Genomic DNA, 16,578 nt, shown 5'->3' with positions numbered 1-16,578 from the left:
GCAACCCCATCCTATTCAGCCCATGGTCCCACGCTTTTCTACGAGGAAGTCGATCAGCGCCCGCACCTTGGCTGGCATCTGGGCGCGCGTGGGGGCATACAGGTAGAAGCCGGGGAAGGACTGGCACCAGGGCTGCAGCACGCGCACCAGTTCTCCGGATGCCAGTTGCTCGCGGACGCAGACGTCCAGGTACTTGATCAGCCCGACGCCCTGGACGGCGGCCTTGAGCATGCTCTCGTCGTCGTTGAAGACGACGCTGCCCCTTGGCTCGAACACCTGAGTGATTGCCTCGTCCTCCGGCGACGTAAAAGCCCAGCGATCCAGCGTCCCGCTGCTGGTGAAGCGGTAGGCGAGGCAATTGTGCTGCACCAGATCGGCCGGTGTCTGCGGGATGCCATGGCGCTTGAAATACGCTGGTGATCCGACGATCGCCATCTCGATTCGCGGCGTGATCGGCACGGCCACCATGTGTTCGTCCAGGCTCTCGCCCAGCCGAACCCCTACATCGGCTCCGTCGGCAATGATGTTGGCGAAGCCATCGTTGAGTACCAGTTCCAGCCGCAATCCGGGATAGCGGGAAAGGAATTCCCCCAGGTGGGGCTCCAGCAATGTCCGTGCGGCGATGCGAGAGGAGTTGACTCGAATCAGACCCGTTGGCGCAGACGTCACTTCACTGAGCTCGGCAACGGCTGTGTCGATCATCTTCAACGCGGGCGCTACCGCCTCGAACAGGCGCCGGCCTTCTTCGGTCAGTGACATGTCCCGTGTCGTGCGATGCAACAACCGGACATTGAGCTGCTGCTCAAGACCTTTGAGGTGCTGTGAGAGTGCCGCCCGGGAAATTTCCATCTCCGTCGCGGCCTTGGTGAAACTGCGATGGCGGGCGATGTGGACGAACCAGGCCAGGCCGGGAAGCAGCGCAGGATTGATCGACATATTGTTTAGCCTTGCTTACGAGTCATGTCGATTTTGGCACGTTTTTCCAAAACAAAACTGGGCCTAGCATGAATCCATCGAGCAACGCCCTGTTGCTCACTCCCAGGAGCCAGGCTCATGCAACACATCCGCATTCAAACCCTCGATGGTCATGGCATCACGCTCGCCGCTGATCTCCATCTGCCGGCCGGTTTCGACCAGAACAAACCGTACCCCGCCATCGTCGTCGCCCACCCCGGTGGCGGCGTCAAGGAGCAGGCCTCCGGCTTGTATGCTCGCAAGCTGGCCGAACAGGGCTTCCTGGCAATCGCCTTCGATGCGTCCTTCCAGGGTGAAAGCACCGGCATGCCGCGCCAGCTGGAGAACCCCTACATCCGTACCGAAGACATCAGTGCCGTGATCGACTACCTGACGACTCTTCCGTACGTCGATACCAACCGAATCGGCGCGATGGGCATCTGCGCAGGCGCCGGTTACACCGCCAACGCTGCGATCAATGACCGCCGCATCAAGGCAGTTGGTACGGTCAGCGCCGTGAACATCGGCCAGATGTTCCGCAATGGCTGGGAGAACACCATCAAGGATGCCGAGGCCCTGCCGTACATCGAGCACGGTTCCCAGGCCCGCACCCAAGATGCACAAGGCAAGGAGCTGGCCACCCTGCCCCTGGCACCGATGCGCGAAGAAGATGCCCCCAACGAAGAACTGCGCGAAGCCTGGGAGTACTACCACACCCCGCGCTGCGAACACCCCAATGCACCGGGCTTCATGACCGCCCGCAGCCTGCCGCAGATCATCACCTACGACGCCTACCACAAGGCCGAGGCCTTCCTGACCCAACCGTTGCAGATCGTCGCGGGCACCCAGGCCGGCAGCAAATGGATGAGCGATGACCTGCTCGCCCGTGCGGCCTCCAGCGACAAGCACCTGCACCTGATCGAGGGCGCCAACCACATGTCGCTCTATGACAAGCAACCCTATGTCGACGAAGCCATGTCGGTGCTGGCCGGATTTTTCCAGAGCCGCCTGTAAGCCATTCCCTTGTTCGGAGCACGCAGCATGACCACCATCCAGCACGTCACCTACCGCAACCTGGGCTGGGACTCGGCCGCCAACCTGTACCTGCCGCCGGGTTTCGATGAGAGCAAGAAATACCCCACGATTGTCAGCACCCACCCCATTGGCAGCTGCAAGGAGCAGACCTCGGGCAACGTCTACGGCCAGCAACTGGCCGAACAGGGCTTCGTCGTACTCGCCTTCGATGCCAGCTTCCAGGGCGCCAGTGGTGGCGAACCACGCTTCATCGAAGACCCGGCCATCCGCGTTTCCGATATCCGCTTCGCTATCGACTTCCTGGTCGCCCAGCCCTATGTGGATGCGCAACGCATTGGCGCCATCGGCATCTGCGGTGGTGGTGCCTACACCATCAACGCAGCGATCACTGATCACCGCATCAAAGCCCTAGTCTCGATTACCGGTGTCAACTTCGGGCGGCTGATCCGCGAAGGTTTCAGCCAGTTCGATCCGCTCGGCGCCCTGAAAGCGATGGCCGCCCAGCGCACCGCCGAAGCCCAGGGCGCGCCACGCCATGTGATCGACTACCTGCCGGAGTCGGTGGAAGCCGGGAAACAGGCCGGCCTGACAGACATCGACGTACTGGAGGCCACCGAGTACTACAAGTCCGCACGCGGCCAGCAACCCAATGGGGCCACCAGTGGCCTGTTCTCCTTCAACAGTGCAGCGATGGCCTGGGATGCATTCGCCCATGCCGAAACGCTACTGACCCAACCGCTGCTGGTGGTGATTGGTGACAAGCCCGGTGCCTTTGGCGCCTACCGCGACGGCTGGGAGATCTATGGCCGGGCAGCATCGGCTGCCAAGCAGATTTTCGTCGCCGAAGGCTGGTCGCACTATGACCTGTACGACAAGCCAGAACCTGTGGCCCTGGCCATGGCTCAGGTCGCGCCCTTCTTCAAGGAATACCTGTAGTCCACGCAAATCGCAGACGCGGAGCGCCTCATGAAAAATGTACTCATCCTCGGCGCCACTGGGCAGATCGCTTCGTGGGTCGTACGAGGGCTTGGGCAACTGAGCGGAGTGCAGCAGACCTTACTGCTGCGCGACCCCAGGAAGCTTTCCGGAGCAGAGCCTGAAAATGCTCGAGTGGTTATCGGCAACGTGCTGGATCAGGAATTGCTGCGCGAGGTCATGGCAGGCCAGGACATCGTCTATGGGAACCTCAGCGGCGACGATCTGGAGGAGCAGGCAAACAGCGTGATCGATGCCATGCAGACCAGTCACGTCAAGCGCCTGATCTTTGTCCTTTCACTGGGCATCTACGACGAAATCCCTGGCAAGTTTGGCCAGTGGAATCACGAAGTCATCAGCGAGCCGCTCAAGTACTACCGGCGCGCAGCCGATGCCATCGAAGCCTCAGGGCTGGAATTCACCATCCTGCGCCCAGCGTGGCTGACCGACGAGGACGAAGTGGACTACGAAACCACCGGCAAGGATGAACCGTTCAAAGGCACGGTGGTGTCGCGCAGGAGCGTGGGCGACCTGGTCATCCATCTGATCCGGACCCCCGGCCTGCATGTGGGTGCGAGTCTGGGCGTGAATAAACCCGGGAGCGAGGGCGACAAGCCTTACTTCATGTAGTCCCTGACTGAAGCATTCCCGCCAGCCAAGTGGCGGGGACGCCATTGAGGCCGGATCGGCGTCGTACCTGAACGTCCGCTATGGGTCTGTAGCCGCCTCTCACCAGGGGGCAGTCATCGGCCAGAAGCGGTCTTTGGCGTGGAATGCCCCGTATCGGAACACATCAAGTGGGGGGCGCCGTGGAAATGGGCTAAGTTGTCGTCCCATCCTCAAAACTGACCTGTCATTCCTGCGCGAGTATTTGATGCTGAGCTCTACCCTTATCAACGGCCGATCAACAACACCGCCCTTGCAGGACGACCCCCTGGTGCCCTGGTGGAGTTTCACGAAAACGGTTTTGGCCGCGACTGCTCTGACATTGGTGCGCGACGGTAGGCTCGATCTGGATGCGTTGCTTCCCGAAGGTGCCTTCACTCTGCGCCAGCTTTTGCGTCACGAAGCAGGCCTTGCGGACTATGGCGAACTGGCCGAGTACCACGCCGCCGTAGCCAACCATGAACCAGCATGGCCCGCAGACGAAATGATGCGGCGCCTGGATGGCCACCGCCTCCGATACAGCCCCGGAACGGGTTGGCGCTACTCGAATGTTGGTTTCATGCTGGTAGCCCAAATCATCGAGCGTGCTGCCGATTTGCCGCTCTCAGAGGCTCTCCGGCAACAAGTCCTGGGCCCGCCCGCTGGGCATATCGACGGCTCGCTTGGCAATGGAGCGAACTGAACTGAGTGGAGCGTGCCTGGGCAGTTCGTTGAATTACGACCCCGGCTGGGTCTATCACGGACTGCTGATTGGCCCTGTCTCGCAGGCTGCCCGGCTGCTTGATGGTGTGCTTGCAGGAGATCTCCTGCCCGCCAACCTGCTTCAGGAAATGCAGGCGACGCGAGTACTGGGCGGCCCGATGGCAGGCCGGCCCTGGGTAGCGCCTGGGTATGCGCTGGGCCTGATGCGAGGAGGCATAGAGGGTGATCTGACGTTGGCTGGGCATACCGGGTGCGGGCCAGGAAGCGTTATTGCGGTCTATCGATGTGCCGTTGGCGACTCCACCGCCTGCTGTGCCATGCACGCGATGGGGGCGGATGAGGCAGCTCTCGAAAAGCAGCTTGTGCAAAGGATACGACAGGCACTGGAAGCCAGACGCTGAAGCTGCACCAGCCTGCTCGGAGCGCCTTCTCTGCGCAATGTCCTCCCTGGGTCGTTAGCCAACAGTGAACCACCCGTCTTCGAACCCCTTGAAGACGTGGCGCGATGTTCGCCAACGCGCGCTCAACTTTGGCGTCCTTCTCTCCCACAGAAGCGACATGGAACATGATATCCCGAGCAGTTTCGACATCCGCCCAGGTGGTGCGAGGAAAGGTACCCGCACGCCTTGGTCGGCCTGCCAGGCCGGACCTGCCCTCAGGCAGGCCCGGTATTCGCCCGATTCAAACCTGATATCTGGCTGCCGGCACGTTGCGCGACAAGTTGGGCATCAGTTTCTGGCGCGCCGTTTCATAGTCATTCAAGTCGTTGATTTCCGGTAGCGCCGGAATGGTGACGAACTCGCCCTGGTCGAGCCCGGCGAGCGCCGCATCCACCATGTCGTCCGCCTTCATCACGATAGCGTCCGGCAGATGTTCCAGCGGTGTGCCGGCCAGGCCCCAGAAGTCGGTGGCGGTTGCACCAGGCAGTACCACCTGTACTCGGACGTTCTTGTCCGCCAGTTCATGGCGCAGCGATTGACTGAAGGCGAGGACGAATGCCTTGGAGCCACCGTACACACCATTCAGCACCTCCGGTGCAATGGCGACGATGGAAGCGATGTTGATCAGCGTGCCGCCACCGCGAGCGACGAAGCCGGGCACGGCGGCATAGGTCAGGCGCGTCAGCACATTCACGTTCAGCGTGAGCAGGTCCTCCAGCTTGTCGACATTCGACTCCAGCAAGGGGCGGGTTGCACCGACACCGGCGTTGTTTACCAGCACAGAGATGCTGGCATCCGAGCGGAGCAGATCTTCGACCCGGGCCAGATCGGCCCTGTCGGCCAGATCGGCGACCTCGACTTCAATGGCACGTCCGGTTTCATCGCTCAGGCGCTTGGCCAGCGCATTCAGACGCCCACGGTTACGGGCGACCAGGATCAGGTCATAGCCACGACGAGCCAGGCGTTCAGCATAGATGGCGCCAATTCCGGACGAGGCGCCGGTGATCAGTGCAGTACCAGGTTGAGAGTGAGTCATGTCGATTCTCCAGCGGCGGTTGGGAGGAACTGGAGATCAGAATGCAGCGGCTTGGCGATATCTCAAATGACGTATAAGGTAGTGATTAAGGACATTCGAGAACTCATCATGCACCGCATCGGCTATCTGCTTACGGACGGGTTCCAAGTGCTCTCCCTGGCCACCCAGTCGGTCTTCGAGTTTGCCAATCTGGTGGTTGGCAAGCCGGTCTACAGCATCGAGCACTTCTCGCCATCCGGAGGCCTGGTTCGTTCCTCGCTGGGCCTGACGATGCAGACCCGCCCCCTGCAAGCGCCAAGACTGGCCGACACCTGGATGGTGGTCGGGGTTAACAACCCGCTGGAGAGCGAGACAGCAGCAACGGTTCTCGACTTCGTGCGCAAGGCCGGTAGCCAAGCGCGCCGCACCGTCGGTATCTGCACTGGCGGCTTTATCCTCGCAGAAGCAGGGCTGCTCGCCGGGCGGCGTGCAACAACTCATTGGGCCTACGCCCAGGCCTTGCAGAGTCGCCATCCAGATATCTCGGTCGAGGAAGATCGTATCTACATCGTCGATGGGCCCTTCTGGACATCGGCCGGCATGACCGCCGGCCTCGACCTCGCCGTCGGCCTGGTGGAGAAGGATCTGGGGCCCGAGGTCGCCCGCTCGGTGGCGCACAAGTTGGTGATGCACCAGCACCGCTCGGGTGGTCAATCGCAGCACTCTGAAATGCTCGACCTCGCCCCCAAATCCGATCGTATCCAGAGCGTCCTGAACTATGCCCGACAGCACCTGAAGCAACCGCTGGGCGTCGAGGAACTCGCCGATATCGCACACCTCAGCCCCCGCCAGTTCACCCGCGTGTTCACCGCCGAGACGGGGCAGTCCCCGGCCAAGGCCATCGAAGGGCTGCGCCTGGAAGCCGCCCGGCTGATGATCGAGCAAAGCCGCCACTCACTCGATGTAGTGGCCAGGGAGACAGGTTTCCGAGATCGCCGTCATATGCGAGAAGTCTTCATGCGCGGCTTCGGTGTGCCGCCACAAGCCGTACGCCGAGATGCTCGCAGGGTAATGCCTGCTCATTCCGGACTGACTGATGGGCAAGCAAGCTGATTGCTTCCCATGAATCCGCATTGGCACAAAAATTAAGTCAGCACTCCATGCTCGCATGGGAATTCAGGCAATCCTGGGCTGCCCTCAAGCTGCACGACAGCATGTTGGGGATAGTCGATGGCAAACGCAGTAAGACGACCATTGCCATCGCGACGTCATGGATCGAAAGCCTCCTGAAGATCGGATATCGTCCTGCGTTAAACCAAACAAGCGCAGAGGCGGATTCCCCATGAACATCGTCATTCCCGATGACTACCAGGACGTGATCCGGACGCTGGACTGCTACACCCGACTGGCCGGGCACGATGTCCACGTGCTGCATGACCTGGGGCCCGCCTCGCCGGACGAACTGGCTGCGCGCTTCGCCGATGCAGACGCGCTGGTGCTCACCCGCGAGCGCACCCGCATCGACGCTGCGCTGCTCGACAGACTGCCCAGGCTCAAACTGATCAGCCAGACGGGCAAGGTCTCGGGGCACCTCGACCTGGACGCCTGCACCGAACGCGGCGTCGTGGTGACGGAGGGTCGGGGCTCGCCCGTGGCGCCCGCCGAACTGGCCTGGGCGCTCATCCTCACCGCACGCCGGCAACTCGTTCCAGCCATCGAGGCGTTCAGGAGCGGGCAATGGCAGGTCAACCTGGGCCACGCGCTGGCCGGGCAGACCCTGGGCATCTGGGGCTACGGCAAGATCGGCCAGCGTCTGGCGCGCTACGCCCAGGCGTTCGACATGCCGGTGCTGGTCTGGGGCAGCGACAACAGCCGGGCCGCCGCCGTCGCCGACGGCCATCAGGCGGCCACTTCGCGCGCAGCCTTCTTCGCCGAAGCGGATATCCTCAGCCTCAACCTGCGCCTGTCCGACAGCACTCGCCATGGGGTCACCTCCACGGACCTGGCTGGCATGAAGCCCAGCGCCCTGCTGGTGAATATCAGCCGCGCCGAGCTAATTGCCCCCGGCGCGCTACGGCAGGCCCTGGACGCCGGCCGGCCTGGCTACGCGGCCGTGGACGTGTTCGAGCAGGAACCTCTGCTCGCCCCCGACAACGACCTGCTGAATCATCCCCGCGCACTCTGCACCCCGCACCTGGGGTACGTGGAGAAGAACGGCTACGAGCTGTACTTCGGCGATGCCTTCGACAACGTGGTGGCGTTCTTCGACGGAGCACCGAAGAACATGGCGAATCCGCAAGCCCTGGCGGCTGGGCGGACGCAAAGGCCCTAGCGGACTCTGCCGCTTCGGCGCATCAGGGCCACGCACTCAAGCTGGAAAGTGGCAAGGCCCTGCGCAGCACTCGAAACGGACACAGATCCCGACATGAGCCGGATACCAATCTCCAGCGAACCTGAAGATCGCCGGCGCACTGCAGTACCAGGCAGCACGACAGCGCATCCGACCTCGCCGAGGAAAGAGGCAGGTACGGGCAGGCGAAATGCACCGTCGGCAGATAGAAAAACGTCGGTGCGCCGCCTTCCCAAGGATCATGGCGGCCCGGCAAGATAGCGGCATTCGCCGCCGCTTTTCGGTGGTCCCCGTCTGCCTTGCGCCACCGGAGTCGTATGCAACCGCGCGACCTTGCCGCCTACCTGTTCCTCGCACTCGGCTGGGGGCTGTCCTTTCTCGTCCTGCTCAAGGCCATTGCCGGGTTCGGCTGGGTGGGCGCGGTGAGCTTCCGCGCGCTGATCGCCAGCTTCACGCTGTTCGCAGTGGCGAAACTGTCCGGGCGCCGGTTGAATTTCGAAGGACTGTGGAAACCACTGTGCGTGGTCGGTGCCACGACGGTGGCCGGCCAGTTGATCGGCATGACCTACGCCACCCCACGCATCGGCACCGCCATGGCGGCGATCTTCGTCGCCGGCATCCCGCTGTTCTCCATGCTCATCGGCCGTCTCTGGGGCCTGGAGCGCATCACCTGGAGCGGCCTGGGCGGGCTGGTCCTGGGCTTCTGCGGCATGGTGCTGCTGGTGGGATTCCCGGCGGTACCGGTCACCCACGAATTCATCCTCGGCAGCGCAGCCTCGGTGTTCGGCGCGGTTTGCGCGGCCTTCGGCAGTAACTACGCGAGCCTCAGACTACGCACCGCCGGTCCCTGGGAAGTCACTTGCGGCGCCTTCGGCATCGGCGGGCTACTGACGCTTCCGTTGCTGATCTGGGTGCCGGTTCCGGGTACGCCGCAACCGGTCGACTTCCTCTTCCTGCTGCTCTGCGGCTGCGTGCTCAGTGCGGTGAACTACGTCGTGTACTTCCAACTCGTCGCGCGCATCGGGGCGACGAAAACCATCAGCGTGGAATTCGTCGTCACCGTCGTCGCCGTTCTGGTGGGTGCGCTAGTGCTGGGCGAAAGCCTGTCGCTGATGCAAGGCGTGGGCGCGCTGATCATCCTGATCGGTTGTGCCCTGGTGCTCGGGCTGCTGCCCGGCACCAGGGCGCGCGCCATCACTTAGCTGACCTGGGCCTGGGCGATGCCAGTTGCGGCGTCGTCGCGGTCGATCACTTCCATGGGCAGGCGCGAGGTTTCACGCAGTAGCCAGGAACACACTGCCACCAGCAATAGCGCCGCCGCGCCGTAGAGCGCCACGCCGAACGGGTTGCGGCCCGTGGCGATGAGGATGGCCGTGGCGATGCTCGACGCCGTGCCGCCGCCCAGTGCCGCGCCGATCTGGTAGCTGAAGGAAATCCCCGAGTAGCGCATTTCCCGCGGGAACTGCTCAGCGAGGAAAGCCGGGATCGGCCCCTGGGTCGCGCCCATGAAGAAGCCCACGGCGACGTACGCCAGCAACGCCAACGGCAGGTTGTGCAGACCGATCAGCGGGAAGAAGGCGAACAACCCCAGCGCCATGATCGCCGCCCCGAAGATCATCACCGCGCGGCGCCCAAAGCGATCCGACAGGTGGCCGAAGAACGGTGCGGACGCCACGATGGCCACCGACAACGAAAAATCGAACAGCAAGGCGTGGCTGCTGCTATAGCCGATATCGGTCGCGTAGGCGAGGAAGAAGGTGCTGCCGATGTAGGCGATGGTGACGTAGCCGAAAGCGATGCCGATGCACAGCAGCAGCTCGCGCGGACGGCGGCGGAAAGCCTCCATCAGCGGCATGCGCGCCTCGGCCTGCGGCGCGGCCTTGGGCGACGGTGCGGTGTTCTGCAGGCGCGCGTAGAGGCCAATCAGCACCAGCAGGCCGCCAAGCCAGAACGGGATGCGCCAGGCGATGCCGCTCAGGTCATCGTCGAAGGCGAAGCTGACAATGGCGAACACCGCCGAGCCGAAGATGCCACCGATGCCGATGCCCATGCTCGTGAAGCTACCCCACAGACCGCGGCGACCCTTGGGTGCAACCTCGATGCCGAACAGCGCCGCCCCGCCCCACTCCCCGCCGGCGGCGAAGCCCTGGACCAGCCGCAGGAGTACCAGCAGGACGGGCGCAGCCGCGCCAATGCTGGCGTGGGTTGGCAGGAAGCCGATCAGCAGGGTGCTCGCCCCCATCAGCACCAGGGTGGCGACCAGCGCCTTCTGCCGGCCGTAGCGGTCACCCAGGTGGCCGAACACCACGCCGCCCAGTGGACGGGCAAAGAAGCCGGCGCCGAAGGCTGCAAAGGCAACCAGCACGGCGGTCAGGCGATCCATGCCGGGGAAGAACAGCTGCGGGAAGATCAGTGCGGCGGCGTAGCCGTAGATGACGAAATCGTAGAACTCCAGCGCGGTACCCATGCCGGAGACGCAGAAGGTGCGAAAGGCCGAGCGCGAGCCAGGAGCTGCGGGCGTGTGGTCGATCATGGCGGTTCACTCTTGTTTTTTTGGCAACACGAAATCCGCGCGGCGGCCGGCAGGCCGCCACGGGGCGTTGGTTTAGATGCGATAACGCGTAGGACACACAACCCGGAACGGGTTCTCCGCCGACAGCTCGGCGGCGGATAACGCTGGCGCGTTATGCGCCCTACGAACTAGAAACGCAGGAAGCCTTCGTCGGCCAGCTTCTTCGGCGTACCGGCGACGTACTCCAGGGCGCAGTTCGTGGTGTCCAGACCGATGCTCAGCAGGGTTTCCCAGCGCTCGGTATCCGGCTCGGACATGTCCGGGTGGAAGCAAACCACCGCCTGGTCGCCGTCCGCGCCGCAGAAGGCGTCGGCACGCTCGCGCAGGGCCTTGCCAGTCATGCCGGCGGTGGCGGCCTTGAGGTGTTCCAGGCGCGCATAGGTGGTAGACACGTCCGCCGTGCGCTCGCCCCAGCTCAGCTCGCCGTCGAGGAAGTGGTTGGTGTGCAGCAGCCAGCCATCTTCGCGCGGTACTACCACGGCGGTGTGTGCCGGACTCATCTCGATGCTGGCGGCGCGGGCGCGGACGTCGTTGCGCGTGAACACAGTGAGCACCGTGGATGCGCTGACCCGCGCCGACCGCGCCAGGTCGATGGCCTCGGTGACGCTGCTGGCTTCTTCCAGCACCCGACGGGCGATGGCGTGCACCGGCACGCCGGCGCTGCCGTCGTCACTGGCGTGGTGCAGGATGTTGAAGTGCACCCCCAGCCCTGCGCTGTTCACGCCGATCTTGCCGAGCATCCCGAACTCGGTGAACAGTTTGGCAGTCAGGCCGGTACTGCCGGTGAAGCCCAGCAGCAGGCCGTGGGGCACCAGGCTGTCGTGCCAGTCCCAGGTCTGCAGACTGCGCGGTGCAGCAGCACCCGCCGGGGCGTAGACGGAGGTGGAGCATTCGCCTTCCACCGGTTGCTCGGGCATTACCGCCAGAATCTCGGTGCGGGCGTTCAGCGCCGCCAGTTGCCAAAGCGGCAGGCCGACGCCCAGGGCCAGGCCTTCGACCTCCTTCGCCAGGGCCGGGCACCAGTCGGCCAGCGCTGCCAGGCTCGCTTCGCCAATGGCGCGCGCCTTGTCGATCTCCACGCCGACGCGCGGGAAGAAGTCCAGGTACAGCGCCACGGTCTGGCGGATCTGCTCGGCGAAGGTTTCACCTATCTGCCGGCCACGCTGCAGCGGGTCGCGGATGTCGGTGGTGAAGGTGTGAAGAATCACGGCAAGGCTCCTGTTACTACATGAACGAATGAATTGAAGCAAAGCGCACTTTGTAGAATGAAGAAGGGTCAGGGTTTGTCGCACGCTTTTTAACTATGGCCGACTATAGACTTCGCGGCCGGCAAACCAGGTCTTGAGCACTCGGGTATCGCGCAACGCCTCGGGCTTGACCGTGAACACGTCGCGGTCGAGCAGGACCAGGTCCGCCTGCTTGCCCGGCTTGAGCGACCCGATGCTGCCCTCCAGACGAATAGTGCGCGCGGCGTTGAGGGTGTAGGCCTGGAACATGGTCTGCCGGTCGATGTCCTCAGCGGCGTTGAGCACCCCTTTCGGGCCGACGCGCTGGATCGCCTGGTAGATGGCCTTCCACGGATCGGGCGTGGTAATCGGCCAGTCGCTGGCGCCGGAAATGGTCGCGCCGTTCTTCAGCAGCGAGCGCGCCGGGTACATGTGCAGGAAGGCCATGGCACTGACGTAGGGCTTGACCAGGTCGACGCTGTTCTCGTCGGCGGCCGCCCAGTACAGCTGCATGGCGGCAATCACGTCGAGCGCCTTGAAGCGCGGGAAGTCCTTGGGATTGACCATCTGCAGGTGAGTGATCGAATGCGGGATGCCGCTGTGGCGATCCTTGCGCGCCTGCTCGATGCCGTTGAGCGACTCGCGCACCGCGCGGTCACCAATGGCATGGATGTGCACCAGCCAGCCACGGGCGTCGGCGGCGCTGACCAGCTCACCGAAGTGCTTGGGATCGATCAGCAACTCGCCGTACTTCTTCGAATTGCTGTAGGGCTCGATCATCGCCGCGCTCTGCGCCGGAATCTCGGCCACGCCGTCGGCGAATACCTTGATGCCTGGCAGCGTCAGGTTGGGAACATCAATGAATTGCTGGCGCACCTTGTCCAGTTCGTCGAGGTCGGCCGGTGTGGCCTTGGAGTCGGCCATCAGCAGCGCGGCGACGTGCGCCGTCAGCCCGCCCTGCTCCGCCAGCAGCTTGTAGGCCGGCAGCACGCCAACGGAGTCGTTGTGGATGTCACCACCGGGGTTCTCGTTCGCCAGGGGCTCCATCCAGGCGGTGATGCCCAGCTCGTGGTAGTAGCTCTGCGCGCCCTTCAGGGCCTTGAGCAGCTCGTCGTTGCTGGCCAACGGCAGCAGCGCCTGCACCGGGTACAGACCGGCATCCACCAGGAATCCGTTGGGCTTGCCGTCGGCGTCGTGGCCGATGGTGGCCTGCTCTTCGCCCTTCAGCGACTTGACCTTGGCCACGTCGATCCCGGCGAGGTCGAGCAGCGCCTGGTTGGCCCAGCCGGTGTGATAGTCACCGCCGGCCAGGAGGATCGGCTGCTTTGCCCATTCTCCCTGGTTGAAGCGCTGCTGCAATTCACCGAGTTCGTCCCAGTACGCCGTCGGCACGCCACCGACATAGAGGAACTGGCCACGCCGCGCGCGGCCGTCGTCACGCCACTGGCGCAGCTTGCCCTCGAACTCGGCCAGGGGCAGGTCCTGGTTGTCCAGGTTGGCCTGGAGCATCTGCAGGCCGCCCTTGACCAGGTGGGTATGGGCATCGATGAAACCGGGCATCAGCACCTGACCCTGCAGATCGATGACCTGGGTCGACGGCTGCCGGAGCTTGAGGACCTGCGCATCGGAGCCGACGGCGAGGATACGGCCGTTCTCCACCGCCACCGCCTGCTGCAGCGCCTGGCCGGGTTCGGCGGTGTAGACCTTGCCGCCGTGGAAGATGAGGTCGACGGCGGCCATAGTTTCCATCGAGGAAAAAGCGCAAGCCGCCGACACCAGCGCCGGAATCAGTAGTTTCATCGCAGAGCCTTCGTTATTGTTGATCTGTGACGAAGGTTAAGCAAAAGCCCCGGCGGCTTTAACACTGACTTCCCGCACAACTTCTGTTCCTGTCAGGAAGCAATCCATGGACAAGATGACCGCCCTCACCATGTTCGTCGCCACCGCCGACCACGGCGGCTTCAGCCGCGCCGCCGAACAGCTGGGCAAGACACCCTCGGCGATCACCAAAGGCGTGGCGCAACTGGAGGCCGACCTGGGCCAGCGCCTGTTCGAGCGCACCACGCGACGCATGGCACTGACCGAGGCCGGGCACATCTACCTGGAAGGTGCGCGCTCGGCGCTGATGCAACTGCAGCGCGCCAGCGAAGAGGTCGAGCAGTTGCAGACCGAGCTGCGCGGCAGCCTGCGCATCGTCTCGCCACCCTCCTTCGCCCCGGCCTTTTTCAACGCGGTGTGTTGCCGCTTCCTGCGCGAGCACCCGCAGGTGCGCCTGGAGGTGGACCTGTTGGACGAGTTCGTCGACCTGGTGGAAGGCGGCTACGACATCGCTCTGCGCGACGGCCCCATCGACCTGCCGGACGTGATCGCCCAGCCACTGATCGAGAACCGTCTGATGCTCTGCGCCAGCCCCAGGTACCTCGCTGAAAAGGGTCTGGAGGTGACATTGGAGAACTACGAGCAGCACGACTGGCTGATCTTCCGCCACCCACTGCTGAACCGAAATTTCTGGTGGGTGCAGAAGGACGGCGAACGCCTGCGCATCCGCCAGCCGGTGCCGCGCATCGCCAGCGACAACTACGATTTCCTGCTCTCCTGCCTGCTGGACGGACAAGGGCTGCAGTTCCTGCCGCAATGGAGCGCGCTGCCCTACCTGGAAAGCGGCGAGCTGGTGGAGCAGCTACCCGATTGCTGGCGCGACCAGAGCGCCTTCGGGCCCTGGGTGCATGTGCTCTACCTGCCGCACCGGCGCAGTACGCGCAAGGTGCGGGTGTTCATCGAGTACCTGCGCGAGCATCTGCAGGGGAAGGGGTTGATCTGATCTACGTTCGCGCCAGCTGGTGTAATGGCATACCTGAGCACCCAGGGCGTTCTGTGCCCTCCCAACAAAGCCGGCGCTGGGCGGGTTCGCGAGCAAGCTCGCTCCTACAGGCATGTACGTAGCTGCTTTTCGTAGGAGCGAGCTTGCTCGCGAACAATGGCCATCGATGTTCCGAGGCGCCACGTGCAACATTCACCGCGCCGCGCATCGACCTACTTGATGTACCACCCCCAAGGCTGGTCGCTGAGGTACTCGGTGACCTGTTTGGTCTCCAGGTAGTTGTCCAGGCCCCACACACCCAGCTCGCGGCCGATGCCGCTCTGCTTGTAGCCACCCCAGGGCGCCTGGGTGAAGGTCGGCTGCGAGCAGTTGACCCAGACGATGCCGGCACGCAGGCCCCGGCTCACGCGTTGGCAGCGTGCGGGGTCGGCGGACATCACCGCCGCCGCCAGGCCGAACTGGCTGTCGTTCGCCAGGCGCAGCGCCTCGGCTTCGTCCTTGAAACGGCGTACGGCGAGCACCGGGCCGAAGATTTCCTCGCGCCACACAGCACTCTCCAGCGGCGCGTCGATGAACACCGTCGGCTCGACGAACCAACCCTTGTCCCGATGCGCCGGGCGCTTACCGCCGGTCACCAGTTTCGCGCCATCGCGCACGCCGGCCTCGATGGCCTGCAGCACCTTGGCATGCTGACCGGCGCTGACCAACGGGCCGAGCAGCACACCCGGTTCCAGGCCGTTGCCGATAGTGATACGGCGGGTTTCTTCCACCAGCCGCTCGATCAACCGGTCGTGCAGCCCATCCTGCACCAGCAGACGCGAAGTGGCGCTGCATACCTGGCCCTGGTTCCAGAAGATACCGAAGAGAATCCACTCCACGGCCGCTTCGACATCCGCATCATCGAAGACGATGAACGCCGACTTGCCGCCCAGCTCCAGGCTGACGTTCTTGATGTCCTGGGCCGCCGCCTGCATGATCGCGCGCCCGGTCGGCACGCTGCCGGTGAAGGCCAGCTTGTCCACGCCCGGATGCGCCGAGAGCGGCGAACCGGCGTCGCGGCCCAGACCGGTCACCACGTTGAGCACGCCCTTGGGCAGGCCCGCGGCATCGGCCGCGGCGGCCAGCTCCAGGGAGGTCAGCGGCGTCAGTTCGGAAGGCTTGAGCACGGCAGTGCATCCGGCAGCCAGCGCCGGAGCGACCTTCCACGAAGCCATCAGCAGCGGGTAGTTCCACGGAATGATCTGCCCCGCTACGCCGACCGGCTCGCGCAGCACGCGGCAGGCAAAACGCTCGTCGGGCAGCGCGACCACTTCACCGTCGTCATTCAGCCCTTCGGCCAGCTCGGCGTAGTAATCGAAGCAGCCGATGGCGTCGTCGATATCCCACTGCGCCTCTGGCAGCGGCTTGCCGTTGTCCTGCACTTCCAGACGGGCCAGGTCCTCGCGGCGGCCACGCAGGTTGTCGGCGATGGCACGCAGGTAGCCAGCGCGTTCCTTCCCGGTACTACGACCCCACTCACCCTCGTCGAAGGCCCGGCGCGCAGACTGCACGGCGCGATCCACATCCTCGCCGGTGGCGGCGGCGACTTCGGTCAGCACCGTTTCGCTGGAAGGTTCGTACACCTCAAAGCGGCCGCCTTTCGCGGGTGCCTGCCACTGGCCATCGATATAGAGCTGGTCGCGCATGCGAAGGTCTCCTGAACGGGTTGGACTATTTGTGGACCGAGCATAGGGAAATGGGCGCGGGATTGATAACGCAGCTGCCGTGCATGCGGGCACGCGCGGAGCGGGCCATGCGGGGACATGGCTCTCGTAGGATGGGT

Annotated in this window: 13 protein-coding genes and 1 pseudogene; 8 read left to right on the top strand and 6 right to left on the bottom strand. The window is 64.0% G+C overall.

Going from position 1 to position 16,578, the window contains the following annotated elements; all coding sequences use genetic code 11:
* Positions 1-15: 15 nt before the first annotated feature.
* Complete coding sequence (locus ACKI1H_RS18275) at positions 16-936, bottom strand: LysR family transcriptional regulator (RefSeq protein WP_440465846.1); 921 nt, start codon at positions 934-936, stop codon at positions 16-18.
* A gap of 117 nt (positions 937-1,053) precedes the next feature.
* Here ACKI1H_RS18275 and ACKI1H_RS18270 point away from each other — a divergent pair, with 117 nt between their 5' ends.
* The 4 genes and pseudogenes from ACKI1H_RS18270 (at position 1,054) to ACKI1H_RS18255 (ending at position 4,733) form a co-directional block, all read left to right on the top strand.
* Entirely contained in the window at positions 1,054-1,968 is a 915-nt protein-coding gene (locus tag ACKI1H_RS18270) for an alpha/beta hydrolase (RefSeq protein ID WP_440465845.1), read from the top strand.
* Positions 1,969-1,995: 27 nt separating this feature from the next.
* The gene (locus ACKI1H_RS18265; RefSeq protein WP_440465844.1) at positions 1,996-2,925 is read left to right on the top strand and encodes an alpha/beta hydrolase; all 930 of its coding nucleotides are present in this window, start codon (positions 1,996-1,998) and stop codon (positions 2,923-2,925) included.
* Positions 2,926-2,955: 30 nt separating this feature from the next.
* Positions 2,956-3,594 (top strand): SDR family oxidoreductase, encoded by a 639-nt coding sequence (locus ACKI1H_RS18260; protein ID WP_440465843.1) that lies wholly within the window; start codon positions 2,956-2,958, stop codon positions 3,592-3,594.
* Between the two features lie 244 nt (positions 3,595-3,838).
* A pseudogene (locus tag ACKI1H_RS18255) lies at positions 3,839-4,733 on the top strand (serine hydrolase domain-containing protein).
* 280 nt (positions 4,734-5,013) lie between these two features.
* On the opposite strand, the gene ACKI1H_RS18250 reads toward ACKI1H_RS18255, so the two are convergent.
* Positions 5,014-5,808: an SDR family NAD(P)-dependent oxidoreductase gene (locus ACKI1H_RS18250; protein WP_138523125.1), complete on the bottom strand. Its 795-nt coding sequence runs from the start codon at positions 5,806-5,808 to the stop codon at positions 5,014-5,016.
* 108 nt (positions 5,809-5,916) lie between these two features.
* Here ACKI1H_RS18250 and ACKI1H_RS18245 point away from each other — a divergent pair, with 108 nt between their 5' ends.
* The 3 genes from ACKI1H_RS18245 (at position 5,917) to ACKI1H_RS18235 (ending at position 9,339) form a co-directional block, all read left to right on the top strand.
* Positions 5,917-6,900, top strand: coding sequence for a GlxA family transcriptional regulator (locus tag ACKI1H_RS18245; protein ID WP_440468886.1), 984 nt, complete (start codon positions 5,917-5,919; stop codon positions 6,898-6,900).
* A gap of 229 nt (positions 6,901-7,129) precedes the next feature.
* Positions 7,130-8,119: a D-2-hydroxyacid dehydrogenase family protein gene (locus ACKI1H_RS18240; RefSeq protein ID WP_138523123.1), complete on the top strand. Its 990-nt coding sequence runs from the start codon at positions 7,130-7,132 to the stop codon at positions 8,117-8,119.
* Positions 8,120-8,454: 335 nt separating this feature from the next.
* Entirely contained in the window at positions 8,455-9,339 is an 885-nt protein-coding gene (locus ACKI1H_RS18235) for a DMT family transporter (protein WP_138523121.1), read from the top strand.
* Here ACKI1H_RS18235 and ACKI1H_RS18230 read toward each other — a convergent pair.
* From ACKI1H_RS18230 to ACKI1H_RS18220, 3 genes are all read right to left on the bottom strand, one after another.
* Positions 9,336-10,670: an MFS transporter gene (locus tag ACKI1H_RS18230; RefSeq protein WP_440465842.1), complete on the bottom strand. Its 1,335-nt coding sequence runs from the start codon at positions 10,668-10,670 to the stop codon at positions 9,336-9,338. The genes ACKI1H_RS18235 and ACKI1H_RS18230 overlap by 4 nt on opposite strands.
* A gap of 167 nt (positions 10,671-10,837) precedes the next feature.
* Complete coding sequence (locus ACKI1H_RS18225) at positions 10,838-11,917, bottom strand: C45 family autoproteolytic acyltransferase/hydolase (RefSeq protein WP_138523117.1); 1,080 nt, start codon at positions 11,915-11,917, stop codon at positions 10,838-10,840.
* 93 nt (positions 11,918-12,010) lie between these two features.
* Positions 12,011-13,735, bottom strand: a complete 1,725-nt coding sequence (locus tag ACKI1H_RS18220; RefSeq protein WP_138523115.1) for an amidohydrolase — start codon at positions 13,733-13,735, stop codon at positions 12,011-12,013.
* 106 nt (positions 13,736-13,841) lie between these two features.
* Here ACKI1H_RS18220 and ACKI1H_RS18215 point away from each other — a divergent pair, with 106 nt between their 5' ends.
* Positions 13,842-14,756: a LysR family transcriptional regulator gene (locus ACKI1H_RS18215; RefSeq protein WP_138523113.1), complete on the top strand. Its 915-nt coding sequence runs from the start codon at positions 13,842-13,844 to the stop codon at positions 14,754-14,756.
* 212 nt (positions 14,757-14,968) lie between these two features.
* Here the strand turns inward: ACKI1H_RS18215 and ACKI1H_RS18210 are convergent, their stop codons facing one another.
* The gene (locus ACKI1H_RS18210) at positions 14,969-16,441 is read right to left on the bottom strand and encodes an aldehyde dehydrogenase family protein (protein WP_440465841.1); all 1,473 of its coding nucleotides are present in this window, start codon (positions 16,439-16,441) and stop codon (positions 14,969-14,971) included.
* Between the last annotated feature and the right edge of the window lie 137 nt (positions 16,442-16,578).

The sequence above is a fragment of the Pseudomonas sp. YH-1 genome, assembly GCF_051990045.1.
Classification (GTDB): Bacteria; Pseudomonadota; Gammaproteobacteria; order Pseudomonadales; family Pseudomonadaceae; genus Pseudomonas; species Pseudomonas nicosulfuronedens.
Note: the sequence above shows the minus strand (reverse complement) of the source record. Positions and strands in the feature narration are given on the sequence as shown.